At 71.6% G+C, this 21,169-nt stretch carries 18 protein-coding genes, 1 tRNA gene and 2 pseudogenes; 9 read left to right on the top strand and 12 right to left on the bottom strand.

From position 1 onward, the window contains the following. The first annotated feature begins 6 nt into the window (after positions 1–6). From ACQEVM_RS28135 to ACQEVM_RS28125, 3 genes and pseudogenes are all read left to right on the top strand, one after another. A complete protein-coding gene (locus ACQEVM_RS28135; RefSeq protein ID WP_433085423.1) occupies positions 7–2,526 on the top strand; it encodes a phosphoribosyltransferase in 2,520 nt (839 codons plus the stop codon). After that, positions 2,523–3,343, top strand: a pseudogene (locus tag ACQEVM_RS28130) (HAD family hydrolase). Before ACQEVM_RS28135 ends, ACQEVM_RS28130 begins: the two are co-directional and overlap by 4 nt. 18 nt (positions 3,344–3,361) lie before the next feature. Then, a complete protein-coding gene (locus ACQEVM_RS28125) occupies positions 3,362–4,021 on the top strand; it encodes an O-methyltransferase (RefSeq protein WP_433083575.1) in 660 nt (219 codons plus the stop codon). Between the two features lie 183 nt (positions 4,022–4,204). On the opposite strand, the gene ACQEVM_RS28120 is transcribed toward ACQEVM_RS28125, so the two are convergent. The 3 genes from ACQEVM_RS28120 to ACQEVM_RS28110 form a co-directional block, all read right to left on the bottom strand. Then, positions 4,205–4,426 carry an FmdB family zinc ribbon protein gene (locus tag ACQEVM_RS28120; RefSeq protein ID WP_267797875.1) on the bottom strand — a complete coding sequence of 74 codons (222 nt, stop codon included), beginning with the start codon at positions 4,424–4,426 and terminating at the stop codon, positions 4,205–4,207. 101 nt (positions 4,427–4,527) lie between these two features. Beyond that, positions 4,528–5,088: a DUF4383 domain-containing protein gene (locus ACQEVM_RS28115; RefSeq protein ID WP_433083573.1), complete on the bottom strand. Its 561-nt coding sequence runs from the start codon at positions 5,086–5,088 to the stop codon at positions 4,528–4,530. 268 nt (positions 5,089–5,356) lie between these two features. Then, the gene (locus ACQEVM_RS28110) at positions 5,357–6,601 is read right to left on the bottom strand and encodes a hypothetical protein (protein WP_433083571.1); all 1,245 of its coding nucleotides are present in this window, start codon (positions 6,599–6,601) and stop codon (positions 5,357–5,359) included. A 105-nt stretch (positions 6,602–6,706) separates the two neighbouring features. Between ACQEVM_RS28110 and ACQEVM_RS28105 the strand changes: the two genes are divergently transcribed. Further along, a tRNA-Val gene (locus tag ACQEVM_RS28105) sits at positions 6,707–6,781 on the top strand. A 68-nt stretch (positions 6,782–6,849) separates the two neighbouring features. Here the strand turns inward: ACQEVM_RS28105 and ACQEVM_RS28100 are convergent. Further along, on the bottom strand, positions 6,850–8,019 hold the full coding sequence (locus ACQEVM_RS28100) for a tyrosine-type recombinase/integrase (protein ID WP_433083569.1): 1,170 nt from the start codon (positions 8,017–8,019) through the stop codon (positions 6,850–6,852). Between the two features lie 39 nt (positions 8,020–8,058). Continuing rightward, positions 8,059–8,511, bottom strand: a pseudogene (locus tag ACQEVM_RS28095) (DUF2637 domain-containing protein); the annotation flags it as partial. 673 nt (positions 8,512–9,184) lie between these two features. Between ACQEVM_RS28095 and ACQEVM_RS28090 the strand changes: the two are divergent. The 4 genes from ACQEVM_RS28090 (at position 9,185) to ACQEVM_RS28075 (ending at position 12,609) form a co-directional block, all read left to right on the top strand. Next, positions 9,185–9,790 carry a hypothetical protein gene (locus ACQEVM_RS28090; RefSeq protein ID WP_433083567.1) on the top strand — a complete coding sequence of 202 codons (606 nt, stop codon included), beginning with the start codon at positions 9,185–9,187 and terminating at the stop codon, positions 9,788–9,790. A 197-nt stretch (positions 9,791–9,987) separates the two neighbouring features. After that, on the top strand, positions 9,988–11,046 hold the full coding sequence (locus ACQEVM_RS28085; RefSeq protein WP_433083565.1) for an HNH endonuclease: 1,059 nt from the start codon (positions 9,988–9,990) through the stop codon (positions 11,044–11,046). Between the two features lie 678 nt (positions 11,047–11,724). Further along, entirely contained in the window at positions 11,725–12,369 is a 645-nt protein-coding gene (locus tag ACQEVM_RS28080; RefSeq protein WP_433083563.1) for a TRADD-N-associated membrane domain-containing protein, read from the top strand. Between the two features lie 15 nt (positions 12,370–12,384). After that, a complete protein-coding gene (locus ACQEVM_RS28075; protein ID WP_433083561.1) occupies positions 12,385–12,609 on the top strand; it encodes a DUF2277 domain-containing protein in 225 nt (74 codons plus the stop codon). 46 nt (positions 12,610–12,655) lie between these two features. Here ACQEVM_RS28075 and ACQEVM_RS28070 read toward each other — a convergent pair whose 3' ends face one another. From ACQEVM_RS28070 to ACQEVM_RS28040, 7 genes are all read right to left on the bottom strand, one after another. Further along, positions 12,656–13,150: a hypothetical protein gene (locus ACQEVM_RS28070; RefSeq protein WP_266947387.1), complete on the bottom strand. Its 495-nt coding sequence runs from the start codon at positions 13,148–13,150 to the stop codon at positions 12,656–12,658. Between the two features lie 220 nt (positions 13,151–13,370). After that, positions 13,371–14,003 (bottom strand): DedA family protein, encoded by a 633-nt coding sequence (locus tag ACQEVM_RS28065; protein WP_433083559.1) that lies wholly within the window; start codon positions 14,001–14,003, stop codon positions 13,371–13,373. 204 nt (positions 14,004–14,207) lie between these two features. Then, positions 14,208–15,875 carry an alkaline phosphatase D family protein gene (locus ACQEVM_RS28060; protein WP_433083557.1) on the bottom strand — a complete coding sequence of 556 codons (1,668 nt, stop codon included), beginning with the start codon at positions 15,873–15,875 and terminating at the stop codon, positions 14,208–14,210. Positions 15,876–16,122: 247 nt separating this feature from the next. Beyond that, positions 16,123–16,767: an HNH endonuclease family protein gene (locus ACQEVM_RS28055; RefSeq protein ID WP_433085421.1), complete on the bottom strand. Its 645-nt coding sequence runs from the start codon at positions 16,765–16,767 to the stop codon at positions 16,123–16,125. Positions 16,768–17,724: 957 nt separating this feature from the next. Further along, the gene (locus ACQEVM_RS28050) at positions 17,725–18,411 is read right to left on the bottom strand and encodes an HAD-IA family hydrolase (protein ID WP_433083555.1); all 687 of its coding nucleotides are present in this window, start codon (positions 18,409–18,411) and stop codon (positions 17,725–17,727) included. A gap of 744 nt (positions 18,412–19,155) precedes the next feature. Next, complete coding sequence (locus ACQEVM_RS28045; protein WP_433083553.1) at positions 19,156–20,064, bottom strand: Imm49 family immunity protein; 909 nt, start codon at positions 20,062–20,064, stop codon at positions 19,156–19,158. Between the two features lie 176 nt (positions 20,065–20,240). Further along, entirely contained in the window at positions 20,241–20,414 is a 174-nt protein-coding gene (locus ACQEVM_RS28040; RefSeq protein ID WP_433083551.1) for a peptidoglycan-binding domain-containing protein, read from the bottom strand. A 67-nt stretch (positions 20,415–20,481) separates the two neighbouring features. Between ACQEVM_RS28040 and ACQEVM_RS28035 the strand changes: the two genes are divergently transcribed. After that, complete coding sequence (locus ACQEVM_RS28035) at positions 20,482–21,024, top strand: hypothetical protein (protein ID WP_433083549.1); 543 nt, start codon at positions 20,482–20,484, stop codon at positions 21,022–21,024. The last annotated feature ends 145 nt before the right edge of the window (positions 21,025–21,169 follow it).

Genomic DNA, 21,169 nt, shown 5'->3' with positions numbered 1-21,169 from the left:
CCGCCGTTGGAGGAGCTGCTCGGGCTCGCGCTGCGGCGCAATCCCAAGCGGGCCCACCTGCTGGTCTCCCGGGTTCTGGGCAAGCACGTCCCACAGTCCCCGGCGATCGTCCACGGAGCCGGGTTCGGCCTCGGGCAACGGGTGCGGGAACTCCTCGGTGACGACGTCGCCGCCGACGCGGTCGTCCTCGGGTACGCCGAGACCGCCACCGGGCTCGGCCACAGCGTCGCCGACGGCCTCGGGCTCGCCCCGTACCTGCACTCCACCCGCCGCCCCGTGGCGGGCGTGGCGCAGGCCGGGGGTTTCGAGGAGGCCCACTCGCACGCCACCTCGCACCTGCTGCTGCCCGAGGATCCTCGGCTGCTGGCCGGCAGCGGTCCGCTGGTCCTCGTCGACGACGAGTTCTCCACCGGCAACACGGTCCTGAACACCATCCGCGACCTGCACGCCCGCCACCCGCGCGCGCACTACGTCGTGGTCGCCCTGGTGGACATGCGCTCCGAGGCGGATCGCGGCCGGCTCGACGCGTTCGCCGCCGAGCTGGGCGCCCGCGTCGACCTCGTCGCCCTGGCCTCCGGGACCGTGCGACTTCCCGACGGGGTGCTGGCCAAGGGGCAGGCGCTGGTCGAGGAGCACGAGACGACCGAGGACGCCGGGGCTTCGCTCGTCGGCGGGTCCACCTCCACCTCCACCTCCACCTCCATCGCCCCCGTCCGGCGGGTCGCACTGGACTGGCCCGCCGGGGTGCCCGACGGCGGCCGGCACGGGTTCACCCCCGCGCACCGGGCCCGACTGGAGGCCGCCCTGCCCGCCCTCGCCGGGCGGCTCGCCGAGGCCCTGGACGAGGTCCCGGACGAGGCTCCGGACGCGGACGAGGCTCCGGACGCGGACGAGGCTCCGGACGCGGGCTCGGAGACGGGGCCGCGCTCGGATTCGGGGCCGCGCTCGGCACCCGTACGGGTCCTCGTCCTCGGCAACGAGGAACTGATGTACGCGCCGCTGCGGCTCGCCCTGGGCCTGGAGGAGTCCTGGGCGGCCCGTCCCGCGCCCGGCACCGGGGCCACCCGCGAGATCCGCTTCTCCACGACCACCCGCTCGCCCGTGCTCGCCGTCGACGACCCCGGCTACGCCATCCGCAGCCGCCTGGTCTTCCCGGCCCACGACGCCCCGGCCGACGGGCCCGGCGACCGCTACGCCTACAACGTCCACGACACCGCGGCGGGCGGCTTCGACGCCGTCGTCGCCGTCGTCGACTCCCACGGCGACACCGCCGCCCTGCACGCCCCCGACGGGCTCCTGGCCCGGCTCGCCCCGCACACCGGGCGGGTCCTGCTGGCCGTCGTACCGTCGTACGCCCCCACCCCGTCCGAGCGGCAGGAGCCGATCATGACCGAGCCCCTGCGCGGGCCCGCCTTCTCCTCCTACGCCGCCGAGGACGTCGGCTGGCTGCTCCAGGACTTCTCCGACGTGGAACTGGAGGCCCCGACCGAGGAACGAGAGGAGGCCATCCAGGCGGGCGGCGCGCACTACGCCGAGTCCCTGCCCGTGGAGTACCAGCCGTCCCCCGCGTACCAGGAGCTGTACCAGAGCGCGCTGACCGCCTCCGCGGCCCGCATCGCCCGCGCCGTCGGCACCGTCACCGAAACCGTCCTCGCGGAACGCTCCCCGTCCCCGGTCCTGGTCTCCCTGGCCCGCGCGGGCACCCCCGTCGGCGTACTCATGCGCCGCTGGGCGCGGGCCCGGCACGGCCTCGACCTGCCGCACTACGCCGTGTCCATCGTCCGCGGCCGAGGCATCGACGCCAACGCGCTGCGCTGGCTGGCCGCCCACCACGACCCCGCCGACATCGTCTTCGTCGACGGCTGGACGGGCAAGGGCGCCATCACCCGCGAGCTCGCCGCCGCCCTGGCGGAGTTCGACGGCTTCAACCCGGAGATCGTGGTCCTCGCCGACCCCGGCTCCTGCGTGCCCACGTACGGCACCCGCGAGGACTTCCTCATACCCTCCGCCTGCCTCAACTCCACCGTCTCCGGCCTCATCTCCCGCACGGTCCTCCGTTCCGACCTGGTCGGCCCCACCGACTTCCACGGCGCGAAGTTCTATCGCGAACTCGCCGGAGCCGACGTCTCCGTCGACTTCGTCGACACCGTCGCCGCGCACTTCGACGCGGTGGCCGACGCCGGCGCCGACGAGGTCAAGGAACTGCTCGCCGCCGACCGGACCCCCACCTGGGTGGGCTGGGCGGCCGTGGAACGCATCAGCGAGGAGTACGGCATCCACGACGTGAACCTCGTCAAGCCCGGCGTGGGCGAGACGACACGGGTGCTGCTGCGCCGGGTCCCGTGGAAGATCCTGGCCCAGCGCGGCGCCGGGGCAGACCTCGACCACGTACGCCTGCTCGCGGAGCAGCGGGGGGTGCCGGTCGAGGAAGTCGACGGTCTGCCCTACACGTGCGTGGGCCTCATCCACCCTCGTTTCACGCGCGGCGCCACCGGCGCCGACGGAAAGGCTGTGTCCGCCAAGTGACCGTCCTCGTAGCCAGTGACCTCGACCGTACGCTCATCTACTCCGCGGCCGCCCTCGCGCTGACCATGCCCGACCCGGTGGCCCCCGGCTGCTGTGCGTGGAGGTGCACGAGCACAAGCCGCTGTCGTACATGACGGAGACGGCGGCGGGGCTGCTGACGGAGCTGTCCGCGGACCCGGGCGTCGTCTTCGTGCCGACGACGACACGCACGCGCAAGCAGTACCAGCGCATCCGCTTCCCCGGCCGGCCGGCGAAGTACGCGATCTGCGCCAACGGCGGACAGTTGCTCGTCGACGGGATCCCGGACCGGGACTGGCGCCGAGACGTCGCGACGCGGCTGGCCGAGGAATGCGCGCCCCTGGACGAGGTCCACGCCCACCTGCTGGCCACCGCGGACCCGGCGTGGCTGCGCAAGGCACGCATCGCGGAGGACCTGTTCGCGTACCTGGTCGTCGAGCGGGACCTGGTACCGCCGGAGTGGCTCAAGGCGCTGGCGGAGTGGGCCGAGGCCCGCGGCTGGGCGGTGTCCCTCCAGGGCCGCAAGATCTACGCCGTTCCGCGCCCGCTGACAAAGAGCGCGGCCATGCGGGAAGTGGCCCGGCGCACGGGCGCGACCACGACACTGGCCGCCGGCGACTCGCTGCTGGACGCCGACCTGCTGCTCGCCGCCGACCGCGGCTGGCGACCGGGGCACGGCGAACTCGCCGACGCCGGCTGGAACACGCCGTCGGTCACCGCCCTGACCCTGACGGGCGTCCTCGCCGGCGAGGAAATCGTCCGGGCTTTCGGGCGAGCGACCGGCACGGCGGGCCACTGACTCGGCAGACTGGTGCCCATGACCAAGGGCAACAGCACCAAGATCACCGATGAGCTGTACCGCTACGTGCTCGCGCACAACCCCCCGCTGGACGCGGTCCAGCGGGGGCTCGTCGCGACCACCTACGAGAAGTTCCCGGACAGCGCCGGGATGCAGTCGGCCGAGGAACAGGGGCCGCTGCTGGCCTTCCTGGTCCGACTGACCGGCGCCCGGCACATCGTCGAGGTGGGTACCTTCACCGGCTTCTCCTCCCTGTCGATGGCGCAGGCGCTGCCGGCGGACGGCAGGCTGATCGCCTGCGACGTCTCGGAGGAGTGGACGGCGTACGGGCGCGCGGCCTGGGAGGCCGCGGGCGTCGCCGACCGGGTCGAACTGCGGATCGGCAAGGCACTGGACACCCTGTCGGCCATGCCGAGGGAACCGCACATCGACATGGCCTACGTGGACGCCGACAAGGAGAGCCAGATCGCCTACTGGGAGGAACTCGTGCCGAGGCTGCGGCCCGGCGGGCTGATCGTCACCGACAACACGCTGTTCCACGGGGCCGTGCTCGACGAATCCGCCACGGGCTCGGCGGCGGGCGTCCGCGCGTTCAACGAACACGTACGGGCGGACACCCGCATGGAATCCGTGCTGCTGGCCATCTCGGACGGCCTGACGCTGTCGCGCAAGGCGTGACGCCCACACGGGGTGGGGCCTGACACGGCACATGGGTGCCTGACGCTTCCGAGTGAGGCCCGGCGCTGTCGCGCGAGGCCTGGCGCCTGACGCCTGACGCTCATGGGTGCCTGACGTTTCCGGGCGAGGCCTGGCGCCGTCGTGGGGGGCCGGGCCTGGGTGACGCGGGGGCCGCGGGCGGTGTCAGCCGCAGCCGCCCCCGCCGCAGCAGCCCCCTCCGCCCCCACCCATGGGAGCGGGGGCGGGCGCGCCGCCCGAGGACCCGCCGACCGCGACGGCGGAGAGCAGCTTCACGGTGTCGGCGTGACCGGCGGGGCAGTCGGCGGGAGCGGACGACTCGGCCATCGGACGACTCACCTCGAAGGTGTCGTCGCAGGTCCGGCAGCGGTATTCGTAACGAGGCATGCGGACAGGCTACGCAGTGCGCGGGCCGTCCGGTATCCCACCACGGGCGTACGCGCCGCCGGTGAGTCCCACCCCGGTCGGCGCGGGGCCCCGCCGCGCGGCTATGGGCGGACGCCGCCGTGGGGCCGGGACCGCGCCCGCTGCTCGCGAGCCGCCTCCTCGGGGTGGCGCGCACGCCAGTACGGATTGTCGTGCGGCAGGGCGCTGCCCACCCGCCCGTACATCCCGAACCACATCAGCATCACGCCGACCACGAAGCTGAACAGCACGTTCGGGATGTGGAAGGCGAGGAAGTTCATCCCGGTGTCCAACAGCGCGAGGTTCACGAACCCGCTCGCGATGAACAGCACCCCCAGCACGATGTTCAGCGTGGACGCGAAGTTCCCGCCCACCACCATCCCGCAGATCAGCAGCAGTCCCACGAGGATCGACAGGACGCTCAACGCCCCGTTCGTGTTCAGCGTGAGAACGGTGTCGCCGCCCGTGTCGAAGAATCCGATCCGGTCGATCAACCCCAGGATCCCGAAGACGATCAACAACAACCCGGTCAGACCCGCGCCCACCCGGTACACCCTGCTCAAGCGGTGATCCACGGGAAGGTGCTCGTCCAGCCGGGTACGGACCGGCCTGCGCACGCGCGGCCCCGTATGGGTGGTGGCCATGATCCGGCCTCCTCTGCCTCGGGCCGCCCGCCCGGCGGCGGCAACCGCGGGTACTGCCCCCACCCCCAGCATCCGCCGCCCGGCCGCCGCGGACAACCGCGGCGGTGCGCACGCCGCGCCCGGGCCGCTCAGGGCCCAGAGGCTGAGGACTAAGGGGCTCAGGAGGGGCACGCCGGGGGCACAGGGCTCAGAGTCGGGGCCCGGGGGTCAGAGTCGGGCTCGCGGCTCGCGGCTCGGGGCTCGGGGCTCGCGGCTCGGGAGCGGATGCTCACCCGTGGCCGCGCTGCTCACGGATGTCGACGACCACCCGGTTCACGGCCGCACGCACACCCTCCATCTCCTGAAGGAAATGCCAGTAGTCCGGATGCCGCCCCTCCAACCCCGCGAGCGCCCGGTCCATCCGCGCCACCGACTCGTCCAACGGCCCCGCGTGCCGCGGATCGGGCACACTGCGGCCCTCCATCGCGAGCCGCTGCGCGTCCCGGATCGCGAACCGAGTCCGCCGCACCTCCTCCTGCGGATCCCGCGCCACCGCCTCCAGCCGCGTCAACCGGTCCTGCGCCGCCGACACCGCCTCGTCGGTCACGTCCAACGAACCGCGCACCGCCTCGATCAACGCCGCCACGTCGGACCACCGCTGCTCGTCCCGCGCCCGGCCCGCCTCGACGAGCCGTTCCTCCGCCTGCGCGACCTCCCGCACCGCCTGGTCGGGCACGTGCTGGAGGTCCTGCCAACACGCCGCCGAAAACCGCCGCCGCAACTCGCTGAGCACCGGATCCACCCGGTCCGCCCGATTGCGCAACGCCTGCGCCCGGGTCCGCAGACTCACCAGCCGCCGATCGATCTCGGCCGCCCGCTCCGGCAACCGCGCCGCCTCGGCCCGTATCCCCTCCGCGTCCCGAAGGATCCGGTCCGCCCGCCGCACCGTCTCCTGCACCCCGTGCAGGGCGGCGCCCTGGTTCAACTTGGTCAGCTCCGGACCCAGCGCCGCCAACCGCGCCGCCAGATCGTCCGCCCGCATCCCCTTGCCGCGCACCTCGTCCAACGCGTTGCTCGCCGCCAGCAGCGCGGCCCTCGCCCGCTCCCGCGCCGGCGCCACCCGCGCCAACTGCGTCTCCGCCTTGTCCAACAGTGGCCGCAGCCCCTGCTCGAACCGCTCCAGCTCACCCTTGACCCGGATCAACTCGTCCCGGGCCCGCGTCAACTCCTGCGTCGCCCTCGCCGCGACGGAGGCCTCCAGCTCGACCCTGTCCAGGTCGTGAGCGTCCACCGCCTCGATGTACACATGGCTGACCTCGTCGATCCGCCGCCCGAGCGCGGCGAACCCCTCCGTCGCCCGCAACGCGTCCGGCGAACCGTCCGCCGCCGCGATCGTCTCGATCGAGATCCGAAGATCCCGCTGCGCCGTGTCCAGGTCGTAGAACGCCGCCGCGGCGGCATCCTTCGCCGCCTGCGCGTCCGCCCGCCGACTCTCGTCCCGCCCGCCGAACCACCGCCGGGATGCCGTCGTCACAATCCCTCTCCCGTACCGCGTCCGCCATGCCCCGACCCATTCTCCCCCACGGGAACGGGTTTGCGTCGGGGGTGCGCCCGCCATGTAGGCTGTCCACTCATCCACGGGTGCGTAGCTCAGGGGTAGAGCGCTGCTCTTACAAAGCAGATGTCGGCGGTTCGAAACCGTCCGCGCCCACCAACGAAACGACCCCCCGCCGATCACGGCGGGGGGTCTTTTGCATCCACATCTGACATCAACGGGAGCGGTCAGGGACGGCCGGAGCGCTGCCTCAACAGCCGGTCCATGTGCCCGATGGCCTCGCGCTGCGTGTCCTGGACGACGTGGGCGTACACGTTCATCGTGACGGCGATCTGCGAGTGCCCGAGGATCTCCATCACGACCCGGGGCAGCACGCCGGCGGCGGTCAACAGAGTCGCCGTCCCATGCCGCGCGTCGTGCAGCCGAATCACCCGGAGGCCGGCGTCCTTGGCCACGCGTGTGAAAGACCGATAGACGTTCCGCGGCTCGATGGGCCGGCCGGACCGGGTGGTGAACACGTACCCGGTCTCCACCCAGGCGTCCCCGGCCTTGACCCGCATCTCCATCTGCTTCATCCGCTGCCAGCGCAGGGCAGCGACGCAGATTCCGGGCAGGGGGAGGGTCTGCCGGCGCCGCTTGCCCCTGGGGCCGTCCTCGTACGCCTCGCCCTCAACGCGCTCCACGTTCTCCCACCGCAGGCCGACGATCTCACCCCGCCGGAAGCCGAGCGCGATGGCCAGCACGAAGGCTGCGAACAGCGGGTCCTTGAGGCCGGCGGCAAGGAAGTCCAACGTCTCCTGGAGAGTCCACGGCGACAGTTCCCGATCCTCAACCGTCGGAGGCTCCAACGACGTTGCCGCATTCCGAGTGACCAGCTCCTCTCGGACGGCGGCGGTGAGCGCGGTCCGCAGCACCCGATGCGACTCCTTCGCCGTCGCGGCGCTGGTCTTCTCCTGGAGCTGCACGAGGATCCGCCGAACGTCGCCCACGCTCAGCGATTCGAGCCGCTTCGATCCGAGCAGGGGCACGAGGTAGAGCCGTACGCGCACCTCGTACTTGGCATGGGTCGTGCGCTTGCAGTGGGGCTTGACGATGTTCTCGAGCCAGTACGGCAGCCACTCGGACAGCCTGGCGGACCGCGTGGGCACGGGCACACCCTGGTCGACCTTGGTGAGCAGCTCACGGCGCTTCACGTCGCATTCGGCCCAGGTCTTGCCGTAGGCGAACTTCCGAGCCCGAGTGCCATCGGGCTGGAGGACGTACACGGCAGCCATGTACCGGCCGCCCTTGGGCTTGGTGATGGACCAGCCGCATGCGTCGGCGGTGCAGACAGCGGAGTCCTTGGTGCGGCCGTGCCGGTCGCGGTAGGTGCCGATCTGAACGGGGCCGAACTTCATCAGCGAGGGGAAGCTGATCCGGGCGGGTACCGGTTCTCCTCAGGCGAGTTGGGCGGCGATGGCCTCAGCCATCGAGGACGGGACGCCGAGCCGGGCGCGCAGGGTCTCGGTGTCGATGTCCGAGCCGGTGCGGGTGCGGTGGTCGGCGGCGATCTTCTGGGCGTGGGCGACGAGGGCGGGCGGAGCGGTGACCCCGGGTGCGGGTACCGGGGCCGGAGCAGGGAGGGCAGGAGCCGAGGCGGCCTGTACGCCGGGTTCTGTCTCCCGCTCGACCACGGGCCGGGGCTCCGGGGCGGGCCCCGGATCGCTGGGTGGCGTAGGGCGGTGGACCAGGAGCGTGCCGCCTAGGAAGGCGAGTGCGGGTCATCCGGCGACGAGGATCCGGAGCCAGTCCGGGACGTCGCTCAGGTCGAGGAGGCCGGCGGTGGCGACGATGGCGCCGAGCGAGGCGGCGAGGGCGACGACGAACCAGGACCAGGCCGGCCGCGAGGGTTCCCCGGCGTACGTGGCTGTGGCCGCGACTGGGCATGCAGTACCCGAGTGCCCTCGGTTGGGCAACGGAGATCGAGCGAGCGGCCGAGGGTGAGGGCAAGCCCGGCATGGAGCTGTTCTTTGAGCGCTGGACGAGTTCCGAGCCGAGCCGACTGGCGCCAGCCGTTCAGAGGCGCGGTAAGAGTTTCCCTACTTCATCAAGCACCCGGCTGCGCTTCGCTTCGCCGGGCGGGCTTCCCGGCTCCGCTCCGCGCGACGCTCCTGCCTTCGGCCCGCTCCGCGCGCGCTGCGCCGACGCCCGCCCCTGCAAGTGGGATAGGCCCAAGGGCATGAGTCGAGTCCCAACGCCCGCGGTTCCCTCCCCGTCACCGACATGCCTCCGGCGGGGGCGCTCCGACTCCGGGATGGCGGGGGCGCCGTACGCGAGTGCCGGCACGTTGTGATGGACGTGGGGAGGCTCCCATCCCGTCTGCCGTCGACCCAGGCAAGCCGAGCAGACACGGGCCCTGGCGTCCAGGTCGTTCGTACAGTGGCGCGCTCCACCTGGACGCCAGGGCCCGCGCCCGCTCCACATACGTGTGGGTCGACGGCAGACGGGATGGGAGCTGGGGTGTCTGGTGGGTTTAGGCAGGATCCCGTAGTCGCGAACTTCGAAATCGTGCAGCATTCGACTATGCAGCTCGATTCCATCGTCACCGTTGGCCCTTTGATTACGGCTGGAGCGGCAATCATCGTTGGGGTTGTCACGCGGTGGACCCAGAAGGGTGTCGCCAAGGATCGGATCCGATGGGAGGGCAGGCTTGAGATCGCCAAGCTCGACGTAGCGCGCTTTGAGACCACTCTCAAGCACCTCATTGAAGCCGCGGACGCCGGCACTCGGTACGTCGTCGCGCTCGGCGACATCGATGCGACGGAGTACGAGGAGCGCGAGCCGTACGTCTTCGCTCTCTTGGAGCCGCTGGGCAGAGCCAGGGCCGAGGCGCATGCCTTGCCTGATTTCCCGGGCGCTGATGAGGTCAGGGCGGCGATCAGGCGGTTGGAGAAGCTGGTACGACCGCCTGAGAGCAACAAAGATCTCTTGGACGTGTGGGATCCCCGAGGCCTGGGTGATGCCATCAACCTGCTGAGCAAGGGACGCAGCACCTACATGCATCAGGTGACGCGGCCCGAGACCTTCGGGTGGCGGAGGTTGCTGACAGGCAGGAACGGGAGGACGAGTCCTACTGGGAGGCCGTCCACGTTGTCAAGCGGCGCTGTGAGACCTGACATCAGCACCTGACACCAACAGAGGCGGATCCTGCCGGTCATCGCTGTACGTCGGTGGCAGGCTGGCCAAGGCTGCAAACGGAATGTACGAGATCGCGTACCCCGGGTCATCGACCTGATAAAGATGAGGCCCCCGATGACATGGCGGGGGCTTCGATCTCTGTTCAAACCCCGCTCATGACTGTCGGCGGCCGCACGTACGATTCCGCCATGCGTAAAGGTGCGATCAGCCGGGATGGTGTCCTCAAGGCCGTAGCTGAGTACGACGACTTGGGCCGCGAGGGATTTTTATCCAAGTACGGATACAAGCCGGCGACCGGGTACCTCCTCGTGTACGAGGAGCAGACATACGACTCCAAGGCCATCGCTGGCGTGGCCCATAAGTTTGATCAAGGCCGAGTGTTGAGGCCGGAAGAGTTGAGTGGGGGAAGGTCGCACGCTGCCAGGTGGCTCGCCCGACTCGGGTTCGTAATCCGCTCGTCTCGGAGCCCCGACTGGACTCGCGACGAGATCATCCTCGCCTGCGACCTGGCCATGGCTAACGGGTGGAAGCGGCTGGAGTTCGACGACCCACGTGTGGTCGAGTTGTCTGCACTTCTGCAGACAATGCCGATCCATCCTGAAGAACTACGCAATGAGCTATTCCGGAACCCCAACGGCGTAGCCCGCAAGACGGTTGACATCACGTGCCAGCACCCGGACTACCGAGGGAAACCCACGAACGGCAACATGCTGGATGCCGAAGTCATGAATGACTTCCTTGCCAGGCCAGCCGAGATGGCGGAGGTGGCCCAGCGGATCCGGCACGGCCTGACCGCGGGTGCATTTCAGGACCTGCCCCCGGAAGCCGAAGAGGAAGACGACTTCAGTGCCCCCGAAGGCCGGTTGCTGCTGGGCCGCCACCGTAGTCGTGAGCGGAACAAGGGTCTGCGCAAGAAGAAGATCGATGCAGTGCAGCGCCAGGGGCATCAACTTGTCTGCGAGGCGTGTGGCTTCGACTTTGAGCGGGTCTACGGCGACCGCGGAAGAGGCTACATCGAGTGCCATCACGTCGTGCCTCTCCATGAGGCCGGCGAAGGCAGGACCAAGCTCAGCGATCTCGCCCTCATCTGTGCCAACTGTCACCGCATGATCCACCGGCGCGCGCCATGGCCGACCCCTGCGGAGCTTCGAGCCTCGATAGAGCAGAAGCATGCAGACGACAGGCGCGCCGCGGCGGCTTTGGCGCGACCGCGGAGGGCAGCCGACGAGCAGATGCCGAAATTGTGAGCTGACATCCACTGCCGACATCAACGTCGGTGGACAACGGCAGCCCCGGAGAACCCTGGACGGCAGCCGCGGCCGGGCCCGCCAGGGGCCGTAATCACCTCCGGCCGAACTTGCAAAGCAGATGTCGGCGGTTCGAAACTGTCCGCGCCCACCAGCTAAAACCCCCCGCCAGTCAAGGCGGGGGGTCTTTTGCATCCGGTTCTGACGGCAACGGCAACGGCAACGACAATGGCAACGGGAACGGTCGGGGACGGCCGGGCCGCTGCCCTGGCTGCCGGTCCGTGTGCCCGATGGCCTCGCACTGCGTGTCCTGGGCGACATCCGCAACCAGGACGGCCGCCAACTCCCCACGGCATGACATGACGAAGTCGTGGCACTCGTTGAACGAGGGATGGGCGGCAGCGATCACAGCCGTCCACAGGGCAACCATGGCGCCGGGGGTGTGCGCGGCTCCATGTGTGCGGTCGGTGGTTGCTTCGACCAGCCCGTGAACCGGCCGGGGGCCAGGGGTGGCGTCGGTCTTGGGGGCGTCATCCGGGTTCGCGTCTTGCCGAGAGCGCTGTGGGCAAGGGGAGTTGGGGTTCTTGCGACGTCGGGTGGCCGTCAGGCGGGCGTCGGGTTGTCGGGCGTGGTGTTCGTCGTCTTGGCGGGGGGTCGGGGGCGTGGGATGGTCGGAGGATGGGGGAGTGGGTTGTTGCGGGGGTCGCGGTGTTGGTCGCCTGCGCGGTGTACGTCGTGGCGGAGCGGGCCTCGGGGGCGGCGTTCGAGCGGCGGCGGGACGCGGAGCGGGCGCGGTTGCTCGCTCGGACGCGGTCGGAGACGGATCCCGAGCCGGAGGCGCGGGATCCGAAGTACGGGGACACCGGTTGGCTCGCGCCGAGGACGGTCGGCCCGGCGCAATCGGGGGAGCGGCACGACGACTTCACCCCCCTTCTCGTCGAGTACTACGCCTACGGGCTGACGCAGGCGCGGAGCAGCTTCGTGACCAGCCAGCGGTTCGCCGGCGCGGGCGCGACCATCCTGCTGTTGGGGGTGGCGCTGGCCGTGTGGAAGGCGGAGAGCAGCGGGGACCTGTACCTCGGCGTGGTCACCAGTTCGGTCGGGCTGGTCGTCACCCTCATCGGGCAGCTGTTCCACCGACGGGCCGACATCGCGCTCCGGCACATGGCCGACCAGACCGCCTCGCTACGGGACGACAGGCGGGCCGCCGAGTCGATGGTCCGGGCTGTCGGGCTGTTGGAGGAGGTCGCCGACCCCGAGCTGAAGGGGCGGCTGCAAGCCGGGTTGATCATGAAGCTTTCCGGGGCCGAGCTGCCTCGGTAGCGGGATAGTGGAGACATGTGCCGTTCCATTAAGACCTTGCGCCCGCCCGTCCTCCCCGAGAAGGCCACCGAGGAGGAGATCCGCGCGGCCGCGCTCCAGTACGTGCGCAAGGTGTCCGGGTTCCGGGCGCCCGCCGCACACAACCAGGAGGTGTTCGCCGCAGCGGTCGACGCCGTCGCCGAGGCGACCCGGGACCTTCTGGACGGACTCCAGGTCAGGGGAGCCCACGCCGCCTCCTGAGCCGGGCGGGCTCGTGCCGTGTGGGGCCTGCGGCCACTCCCGCCGGTCAGGCGGTGCGTTCCGTACGGCGCCGGATCACCCACGCGCCGGCGCCGAGGGCGCCCGCGACGAGTACCCCGCCGAGGGCGATCTGGCCCGGACTCATCGTGTCGATACTGCCGCCCAGGCCGCCGCGGGCGGCGCCCGTGGCCACGTTCAGGGTGACGGTGACCCGCTCGCCGCCGCTGCCGCCGCACTCGTAGGTGACGGGGTGCGAACCGATGCGGGCGTTGCGGTAGACGGTGGCGCTGCCGAACAGGTTGGTGGCCTCCAGGTTGCCCGGTGTCAGCTGGACGTCGGGGAACGCCGGAGAGGTGGCCCGGCCGGTCTTGGTGCCGCAGCCCTGGACGTTCAGGCTGACCCGACCGCCGGGAGCGACCGTGTACGGGGACAGGGTGGCGGTGGGACGGGCGTAGGCCAGGGTGACGGGTGTGACGGCGGCGACGACGAGCGTCGCGGCCGCGCCTCTCATCAGGTGGTGCCGGATGCGGGTGGCGGGCATGGAGAGAACTCCTCGGGCTCCTCGAAACGGCGCGGCCAGGGCACGGGTGTGTCGCGGATTCGGTCGCGCACCGTGCTGTGGACGCTAGAAGCCCCGCCCCGAGGCGGCTATCGCTGTCGGGTGAACGGGTGACGCAACGCCCCCACCCGGGCTAGGTCGGGCCACCGTACGGGCGACCCGCGCCCACGGGCGCCCTGGTGGCGCGGGTGCCGGGCGGCGTTCAGGCCGCCGCGGCGGGGCCCGGGCCCGGGCGGCGCAGCAGCAACGCCGCCAGCGAGCCCACCGCGAACAGCGCGATCAACGACACCGCGGTACCCAGCCACGCCGTACCGAGCCACTGCGTACCGAAATAGCCCAATGCCACGCTGTACCCCGCCCAGGTCATGCCCGCCAGGATCGACCAGGGCAGGAACTCCTTGACCTTGCGCTGGGTCTTGCCCGCGCCCAGCGAGACCACCGACCGGCCTGCCGGGGCGAACCTGGCGATCACCACCAGGGCGCCGCCGCCACGCGCCAACGCCACGCCCAGCCGCTCGTGAGCCCGGCTCAGCCGACGAGAACGGGCGATGGCCCGGTCCAACCGGGCACCCCCGCGCCGCGCCAACCGGAACGCGGCCATGTCACCCAGCACCGAGGCCGACGCCGCGATCACCAGCAGCGCCATGATGTCCGGCACCTGCTCGGGAACCGGCGTCGACGAACCCGCGGCTCCTGCCGCGGCCGCGGCAGCCGCCGCGGTGATCACCAATACTCCGCTCGGCAACACCGGCAGGAACACGTCGAGCACCACGGACACCGCCACCACGGCGTAAATCCAGGGGCTGGTGGTCAGCGACCCCAGAGTCTCAATCACGTGGTACTCCCCAGTCCGAAGCGCCGCGTCGTCGCGGGGAGCGGCAGGGGCGGCTTGACAGCCAGACAGCGTACGCCCGGGAGTAACCTCCCGGATCCCCGGGGTGACGATACGAAGAACCCCCGGGGTACGTGGGTACGGCTTGTGGCTTCGTTCCGACGCGCACGTCGGCGTTCGGCTCGGACGCGCACGTCAGCGCTCAGCTCATCGCGGTTCGGTGAGCTCGCGATCCAACACGGTCGTCAGCCGGGCCTTCGACCCGCGCCCCCACCCCGTCCGCGCCTGGTCCAGACGGAGCCGGGCCGTGCGACCCGCCAACTCCAGCGTCATCAGCTGATTCCCGAACCAGGGACCACCCGTACGCCGCCAACTCAGCGGCGGCCGACCCGTCCGCCCATGCCGGGAGAAACCGCGCCCCAACCACCGCCCCACCCGCGACCAACCCAACCGGAAACCCCATTTCACGGCTGTGTGGATGGAGTTGTGCACGGGCGAGCACGTCAACTGGAACACCCGCGCCGTACTCGGTATTCGGGGCTCGGCCACATACGCGTGGTGTACGTCCCCGGACAACACGGCCACCGTCGCCGGCGCCCGCGGCCCCGTCCCGACCCCCTCGATCAGATCACTCAACGCCACGAAGGACTCGGGGAACGCCGCCCAGTGCTCCAGATCGCTGCGCCGCCGCAGATCCTCCCCGATCCGCGCCCACCGGGGCCCCCGCTCCCCGCGGCACAGGGCGGCGTTCCACACTTCCGCGTCATGGATCAACGGCGGCATCAGCCACGGCAGCGAGGATCCGATCAGCAGATGGTCATAGCTGCCATGCCCGTCCAGGGCGTTGTCCCGAAGCCACTCCTGCTCGGCGGGGTCGAGCATCGCCCGCCGGTCCTCGGCCAGCACCCGCGCGGCGCGCGTGTCCACCATCAGCAGCCGTGAGCGGCCGAAGTCCCGTCGGTAACTCCAGCGGGCCGAGCCCGGGTCGGCGTCGGCCGCGGCGGCGAAGGCACGCAGGGCGTCCGTCCCGTCGGGGGTTGCCCGTACCGCTTCGTACAGCGGGTCGGCCTCCAACTCGGCGGGCGAGAGGTTGCCGAGGTGCTGATGCACCCAGTACGACATCAACCCGCTCAGCACCCGCTCCGACCACCAAGGCGTCGCCCGCATCTCCGCCAGCCAGGCCGCGCTGGTGTTCCAGTCGTCGATGACGTCGTGGTCGTCGAAGACGTGCAGGCTCGACACCGTCGACAGCAACCAGCGGATCTCCGGGTCCAGCCAGGATTCGTAGTACAGCCGGGTGTACTCCTCGTAGTTCGCGACCTGCGCGCCCGGCGCCTCGCGCAGGTCTCGGCGGGCCGCCAGCCACCGCTTGGTCGCCCGCGAGAGGTGGTCCGCGTACACCTGGTCGCCGAGCAGGAGCAGGACGTCCGGTCTGACCGCTTCCGGATCGGCCGCGAGCCGCGCCGCGAGGGTGTCCAGCGCGTCCGCGCCGTGCGGCCCGCGCCGGTCGGCGGGCGGCGCGGCCTGCCGACACGATCCGAACGTCACCCGAAGCCCGGGAGCCGGCCGGCCGGGCCCCGCGACGGCGGGCGCGGTGATGGTGCTGGGCGGGAAGCCGCTGTCGGGCAGCGGCCACACGGGGGCCCCGGCGAGCCGGACCTCGTACTCCGTGGTCGTGCCGGGGGTCAGGCCTGTGACCGGCACCAACGCATAGTGGTGGCCCTCTATCTGGAAGGTGTGCGCACGGCCGCCCGCGCCGTCCGCGCACCGCACCTCGGCCGTGCACGGGCGGTCCGCCTCGACCCATATGGTGGCGGCGCCGCCCGTGTCCCAGTCGACGTGACGCAGCAGCGGCCCCAGACGCAGTCCGGCCATGAGACTCCCCCTCCTTCATGTCCCCTTCGATCACGGTAAGGGGTGGAGGGGGAGCCTGGCCTCCCCCTGGCGGGGGAGAAAGATCGGCCTGCGCCAGGGGGAGGTGCGGCGGGTCGGATCGGTGGCCGGCCGGGCCGCCGTCGGCAACCGTCAACAGCCGTCAGCCGTCAGCCGTCAGCCGTCAGCGGGCGTGAGCGGGCATCAGTGGCTGGTGTCGGCAGGCGTCGGCGGCTGGTGTCGGCAGTCGTCAGCAGCCGTTGAGCACGCTCGACAGGGCGGTCTTCTCGCCGGAGTCCATCTTCAGGCCCCAGTACTGCTTCACCTGGACCCACATCCGGGCGTACGTACAGCGGTAGGCGGTGCGCGACGGCAGCCACTTGCCCGGGTCGAGGTCGCCCTTGGCCTGGTTGACGTTGTCGGTGACCGCGATGAGCTGCGGGCGGGTGAGGTCGTTGGCGAACTGCTGGCGCTTGGCCGTGGTCCAGGAGGAAGCGCCCGAACGCCAGGCCTCGGCGAGCGGCACCATGTGGTCGATGTCGATGTCGGACGCCGCCGTCCAGGTGGCGCCGTCGTACTCGGAATACCAACTGCCGCTGACGGCGGCGCAGGCGGAGTCCTGCACGACGTTCACCCCGTCGCGCTTCAGGACCGTCTCGCGGGTGTTGCAGGTACCGGAAACGGTGCTCCAGTGCGGGAACAGGTCACGGCTGTAGCCACTGAGGGAACCTTCCGCCGCGGGCGTGACCGTGGCCAGGTACGAACGCGCGGCCGCAGCGCTGATCGGGGTGGGCGGGGAAGCCTGGGCGGTCGGGGCACTGACGAGGGTGGTCAGGGCGGCGAGCGCGGAGGCTGATGCGAGCACGCCGATTCGACGCGCGTAGACGGAGGATATGAGGGCCATGAGGGGCTCCCTGGATGCGGGGGGTGGTGGCCGTGCGACCCCGGTGGGGCGCGGCCATGCTTGCGGCGCCGGATGTCGCTCGGGTGGGCGCCAGGTGACAGGTTGCCGACATGGGCACGTCACATCAAGTCGTCCAACGGTCCTCGCATGTGCGGAAGTTGTGATTCCGGGCCGTGGGGTGCGGGCGATCCGGGGCCAACGTCGTAAACCGGACGCGCGCGGGGCCGACGACGGTGTCGGGCGGTGCGGGGGCGTCGGGCGGCGCGAGGGTGGGCTTCGATGGCGGGCTTCCGACCGGCACCGGGGCGTCCGCGTGTGGGGCTGCGGCGCAGAGGTGGGTGCGGGGTCGGGCATCCGCTCCGGTGCGGTCCGGCAGCTGCTCCGGCGTGCGGTCCGACACCTGCTCCGGCGTGTGGTCCGGCGCTTCGGTTCGGGTGGCGTGGCGGATCGGCAGGCGCGACGGGGTGGCGGGAAGGGGCGCGGGACCGGGTGCGCGCCGGGGTGTGGGACGGGGTGGCACTGCGGGGTGCCAAGGGGGTCGGCCCGGGCGTTGCCCGTGGCGCGGACGTACGGCCTGGCGGGCCCGGATCAATGAGGGTGGCGGGCGCAGGTCGGGGCGCGCAGGGGAGGGTGGCGGACCTGTCGACTGCAGGTGGGCCAGGTGGGCCAGGTGGGCCAGGTGGGTCTGGTGAAGCCGGTGGGCTCGTTGAGCCCCGCGAGGGCTATGGGTTCGCTGCGGGTCTGGTGAGTTCGGTGGGCCGTGTGAGTGTTGTGAGTCCCATGAGGGCTATGGGTTTGCTGGAGTCCCGTGAGCCCGATGGGTCTGGGAGGTCCAGGTGGGTCCGGTGGGTCGCGTGGGTGCCGTGGGCCCCGCGAGGGCTGTGGAGGCATGGGAAAAGGCGCGTGGACCGGCGGTCAACCGGGCCACGCGCCTTTTCGGTCTGTGGGTCAGACGGTGGGGGTGAGCGTGAGGTGGATGGTTCCGTCCGGGGTCGAGTGGACGCGGACCGACGTCAGGTCGAGCACGTGGGCCGTGGGGCCGTGCGCGGCGGCCCTGGAGCCGATGCCGATGACTCGCATCCCGGCGGCCTGGCCTGCAGCGATACCTGCGGCGGAGTCCTCGAAGACGATGCAGTCGGCCGGATCCACACCCAGCTCGGCGGCGCCCTTGAGGAACCCTTCGGGGTCGGGCTTGCTGGCTCCGACCGACTCGGCCGTCACCCGTACCTCGGGCATGGGCAGCGCCGCAGCCGTCATCCGGGCCCGGGCCAGCGCGGCGTCGGCGGAGGTGACCAGTGCGTGCGGGAGGCCGGCGATGGCGGCCATGAACTCCGGCGCGCCGCCGACCGGAACCACGCCGTCGGTGTCGGCGGTCTCGCGGGCGAGCATCTCGACGTTCTCGGCGTGGTTGAGCTCCATCGGCCGCTCGGGGAGAAGGATGGCCATCGTGGCGTACCCCTGACGCCCGTGGACCACCTTGAGGGCCTCGTGCGGGTCGAGTCCGTGGGACACGGCCCAGTCGCGCCAGCAGCGTTCGACCACGGCGTCGGAGTTGACGATGGTGCCGTCCATGTCCAGGAGCAGGGCCTTGGCGGTGAGGACGGTCGGGGTCGAGGCGGTGGTGCTGGCCGGCATCGGCGGGGCTCCAGACGGGGCGGGAAAAGAAACAAGTGGTTCCGCCCACCGGTCAGGGAGTGAAGGCGGAACCACTTTGTTCCCACACGATACAAAATCTGGTGCGGTCCGCGCCACCGCGCGCCCGGCGGGGAGTCCTTCAGGGGTGGGGGTGTGGTGTGGCGTGTGCGGCGCTGCCGGTCAACTTGGCTGGTGGTGAGGTGAGTTGAGAATGCGGCTGCCGGCTCGACGGCCGGGGGCGGTGACGAACGGCACACGACCGAGTCGCCCGCCGGCCTCGATGGGTCGCCGGTGAGGCGTCGGCGGCGGGGCGTACGGGGTGCGGGTCCACGGGTGCACGGGTGCACGGGTGTGTGGGTGTGTGGGTGTGTGGGACGGTGCCCGGGCGCGCGGGCGTGTGGCGGGTGCGGTGGGCCGGCGCCCTCGCGCGCAGCGGCCCTGGCGGCGCCGGGATGGTCGTGGCTCCGCCCCGCACCCGCGCCCCGAACGTCGGCGAGGCTGGAAGGAACCGGGGCGAGCGTCCGCCCGGGCCGTCTCTGCCGGATCTTGGCGGGCCCGCCCGGCCCGCCCGGCCCGGCACCGCAGCCCCCGGACTCCGTCCGGGGCCACAGGTCGCCGTTCCACCCGGGGCCCCTCCCGGCCAGCCGGGGGAGAGGCACCTCATCGGACGACCCGGTGCGGGCTCACCCGACAAGAGTCGGAAGAGACGGTCTGGACCGTGCACGCAGCCGTGCGCGCCCCTCCCTACAGGCTCGGGGCGCGCAGCAGGCCCGCCGGCAGGTAGCCGGAGCGCACATCGAGCTCCCAGCCGTGTGCGTGCACGGCGAGGGCTGCCAGGGCGACGACCGTGACCGGCAGCAGCGTCCTCGGCGCGGCATCCGGACGGGCACTGTCGCGCTGTTCCAGGAGTCGGCTGGTCAGGGCCCGCTCGAACGCGGGCTGGTCGTCGTCGAGGAGTACGCGCAGCAGCCGCTGGTCGGGGCTCTGCGGGCCCGCCGCGTCGATTCGCTCGGCGGCCGCTGCGCGCTCCTTCGCCTCCGGCTTGGCCAGGGGCGACACCCCGGGCGCGACCCACGGCGAATGCGGCGTCTCCACCAGGTTGAGGTAGTCGCACAGCGCGTCCATCTCGGCGAGCTCGGCCGGTTCGGACACCGAGCTCAAGGACGAGTGGGGCAGACCCGCGTGGAACATGGGAGCGTAGTCCTGCCTCAGCAACGGACCGATCACCCGGGCCCGCTCCCACAACAGCCCGGTGATCACGCTCAGGGCGAAGGCGTCCACCCAGACCCGCGCCGTGGGCGCCTGGTCGACCGCGTCGCCGAAGGCGAAGTTTTCGCTGCTGAGTTCCTCGTCGACGAGGGGGAAGAAGACCTCGAAGTCCCCGTTGGGGCAGGTGCCGAGCGTCAGAACACCGAGCGCGCACTCCGCAGCCGTTCGCAGGGCCAGCCGGGCCGGAGCGTCCTCCAGTTGCGGATCCTGGAGGGTGAGGGCGCCGACGTGGTCCAGGAGTTCGTCGCCCGTCTCCTGGATCCCCTCGATGGACAGGCTGCTGTAGCGGAGCCCGTGCCAGCGACCGAAGATCCGCCGCCTGATGTCCTCCAGGGCTCGGCTTGTCCGGTCCGCGTCGACCTCGTGACGCGTCACTTCCCGCATGGTTGTCATCCTCCCCGTAGGACAGGGCCGACAGCGTTCCCGCCGTCCTCGTCGCTGATCTTCAATGCGCCATCCTCTCCGACCCCACCGACAGGACACCCTTCAGGACGTGTCCGGGTGAGTGAGGCGATCCCGACAGCCTCCGGCACGCGCGAGCAGGATGCGGAAGAGACGACCTAGCCCTCCAGGGCGCGGCGGGTGGCGGGGCCGTAGACGCCCCAGGGGTCACCTTGGATGTCGTTGTACCACTGGAACTCCGACACCGCGTTCTCCACCGACCTGCCGTACCTGCCGTCCGTCCTGCCCCGGTACAGACCCTGCCCCGACAGGAGCTGCTGGAGCTTCTTCACCTCTGATCCGGAGTCTCCGTACGCCAGGGTCGGACCCTGCACCGGCGGTGGTGGGGGCGACTGGGGCTTGGGGGTACGGCTCGGCGTCGGCGGAGGGGTCGAGGTGGGCGGCGCGGTGGAACGGGACGGGCTCGGCGTGGTGGAGGGCGACGCCGAACGCGATGCGCTCGGGCTCGGCGACGCGGAACGGGACGCGGACGGTGACGGCGAGGCCGACCGACTTGCTTTCGGGCTGGGCGAAGCCTCCGGCGAACCGGTCGGAGCCAGGCTCGCCACGGGGTCCGACGGCTTCGCGTCCAACAGCGCGGTATCGGTTGTCCCGGGCTCCGAGGATCCCCCCAGCGCCAGGGCGAGCGCCGTTCCACCCAGGGCCACCACCGTGCAGGCGCCCGCCAGGAGCAGGACGAGCCGCCTGCGCTTCCTCGGGCCCCCACCCCCGCCGGTGGGCCGGGGCGCGGTGCCCGCCACGGGCCGCCCCGGGGCCCCTCCCGGGGTCTGCGGGGCCGGGGTGCCGGCCGTGCGCGGGACCGGGCGCAGGGGGATCGTGTGGTCCGACCAGGCCTGCGGCGGTCGCGGCGGCACGGGTATGCCGTACGCCGGGGTGTCGTGAGCCCGGCTGTCGTGAGCCCGGGTGTCCTGCGCGGGTGCGGGTGCCGGCGGGACCGGGGACAGCAGCTCCGTCGGTGCCTCGACGGGCGGGCCGAACGGGCCGAACGGGTTGCCGGCCGATGGCCGGGACGGATCGGCCATCGCGC

This window comes from Streptomyces sp. CA-243310 (assembly GCF_050936775.1).
Taxonomy (GTDB): Bacteria; Actinomycetota; Actinomycetes; order Streptomycetales; family Streptomycetaceae; genus Streptomyces.
Note: the sequence above shows the minus strand (reverse complement) of the source record. Positions and strands in the feature narration are given on the sequence as shown.

What these genes read in the sequence shown, in the direction of transcription:
- ACQEVM_RS28125 (WP_433083575.1), top strand. Translation starts at nt 3,362, where the DNA reads ATGACCAAGGGCAACAGCACCAAGATCACCGATGAGCTGTACCGCTAC.
- ACQEVM_RS28120 (WP_267797875.1), bottom strand. Translation starts at nt 4,426, where the DNA reads ATGCCTCGTTACGAATACCGCTGCCGGACCTGCGACGACACCTTCGAG.
- ACQEVM_RS28115 (WP_433083573.1), bottom strand. Translation starts at nt 5,088, where the DNA reads ATGGCCACCACCCATACGGGGCCGCGCGTGCGCAGGCCGGTCCGTACC.
- ACQEVM_RS28100 (WP_433083569.1), bottom strand. Translation starts at nt 8,019, where the DNA reads ATGAAGTTCGGCCCCGTTCAGATCGGCACCTACCGCGACCGGCACGGC.
- ACQEVM_RS28090 (WP_433083567.1), top strand. Translation starts at nt 9,185, where the DNA reads ATGCAGCTCGATTCCATCGTCACCGTTGGCCCTTTGATTACGGCTGGA.
- ACQEVM_RS28085 (WP_433083565.1), top strand. Translation starts at nt 9,988, where the DNA reads ATGCGTAAAGGTGCGATCAGCCGGGATGGTGTCCTCAAGGCCGTAGCT.
- ACQEVM_RS28080 (WP_433083563.1), top strand. Translation starts at nt 11,725, where the DNA reads ATGGGGGAGTGGGTTGTTGCGGGGGTCGCGGTGTTGGTCGCCTGCGCG.
- ACQEVM_RS28075 (WP_433083561.1), top strand. Translation starts at nt 12,385, where the DNA reads ATGTGCCGTTCCATTAAGACCTTGCGCCCGCCCGTCCTCCCCGAGAAG.
- ACQEVM_RS28070 (WP_266947387.1), bottom strand. Translation starts at nt 13,150, where the DNA reads ATGCCCGCCACCCGCATCCGGCACCACCTGATGAGAGGCGCGGCCGCG.
- ACQEVM_RS28060 (WP_433083557.1), bottom strand. Translation starts at nt 15,875, where the DNA reads ATGGCCGGACTGCGTCTGGGGCCGCTGCTGCGTCACGTCGACTGGGAC.
- ACQEVM_RS28050 (WP_433083555.1), bottom strand. Translation starts at nt 18,411, where the DNA reads ATGCCGGCCAGCACCACCGCCTCGACCCCGACCGTCCTCACCGCCAAG.
- ACQEVM_RS28045 (WP_433083553.1), bottom strand. Translation starts at nt 20,064, where the DNA reads ATGCGGGAAGTGACGCGTCACGAGGTCGACGCGGACCGGACAAGCCGA.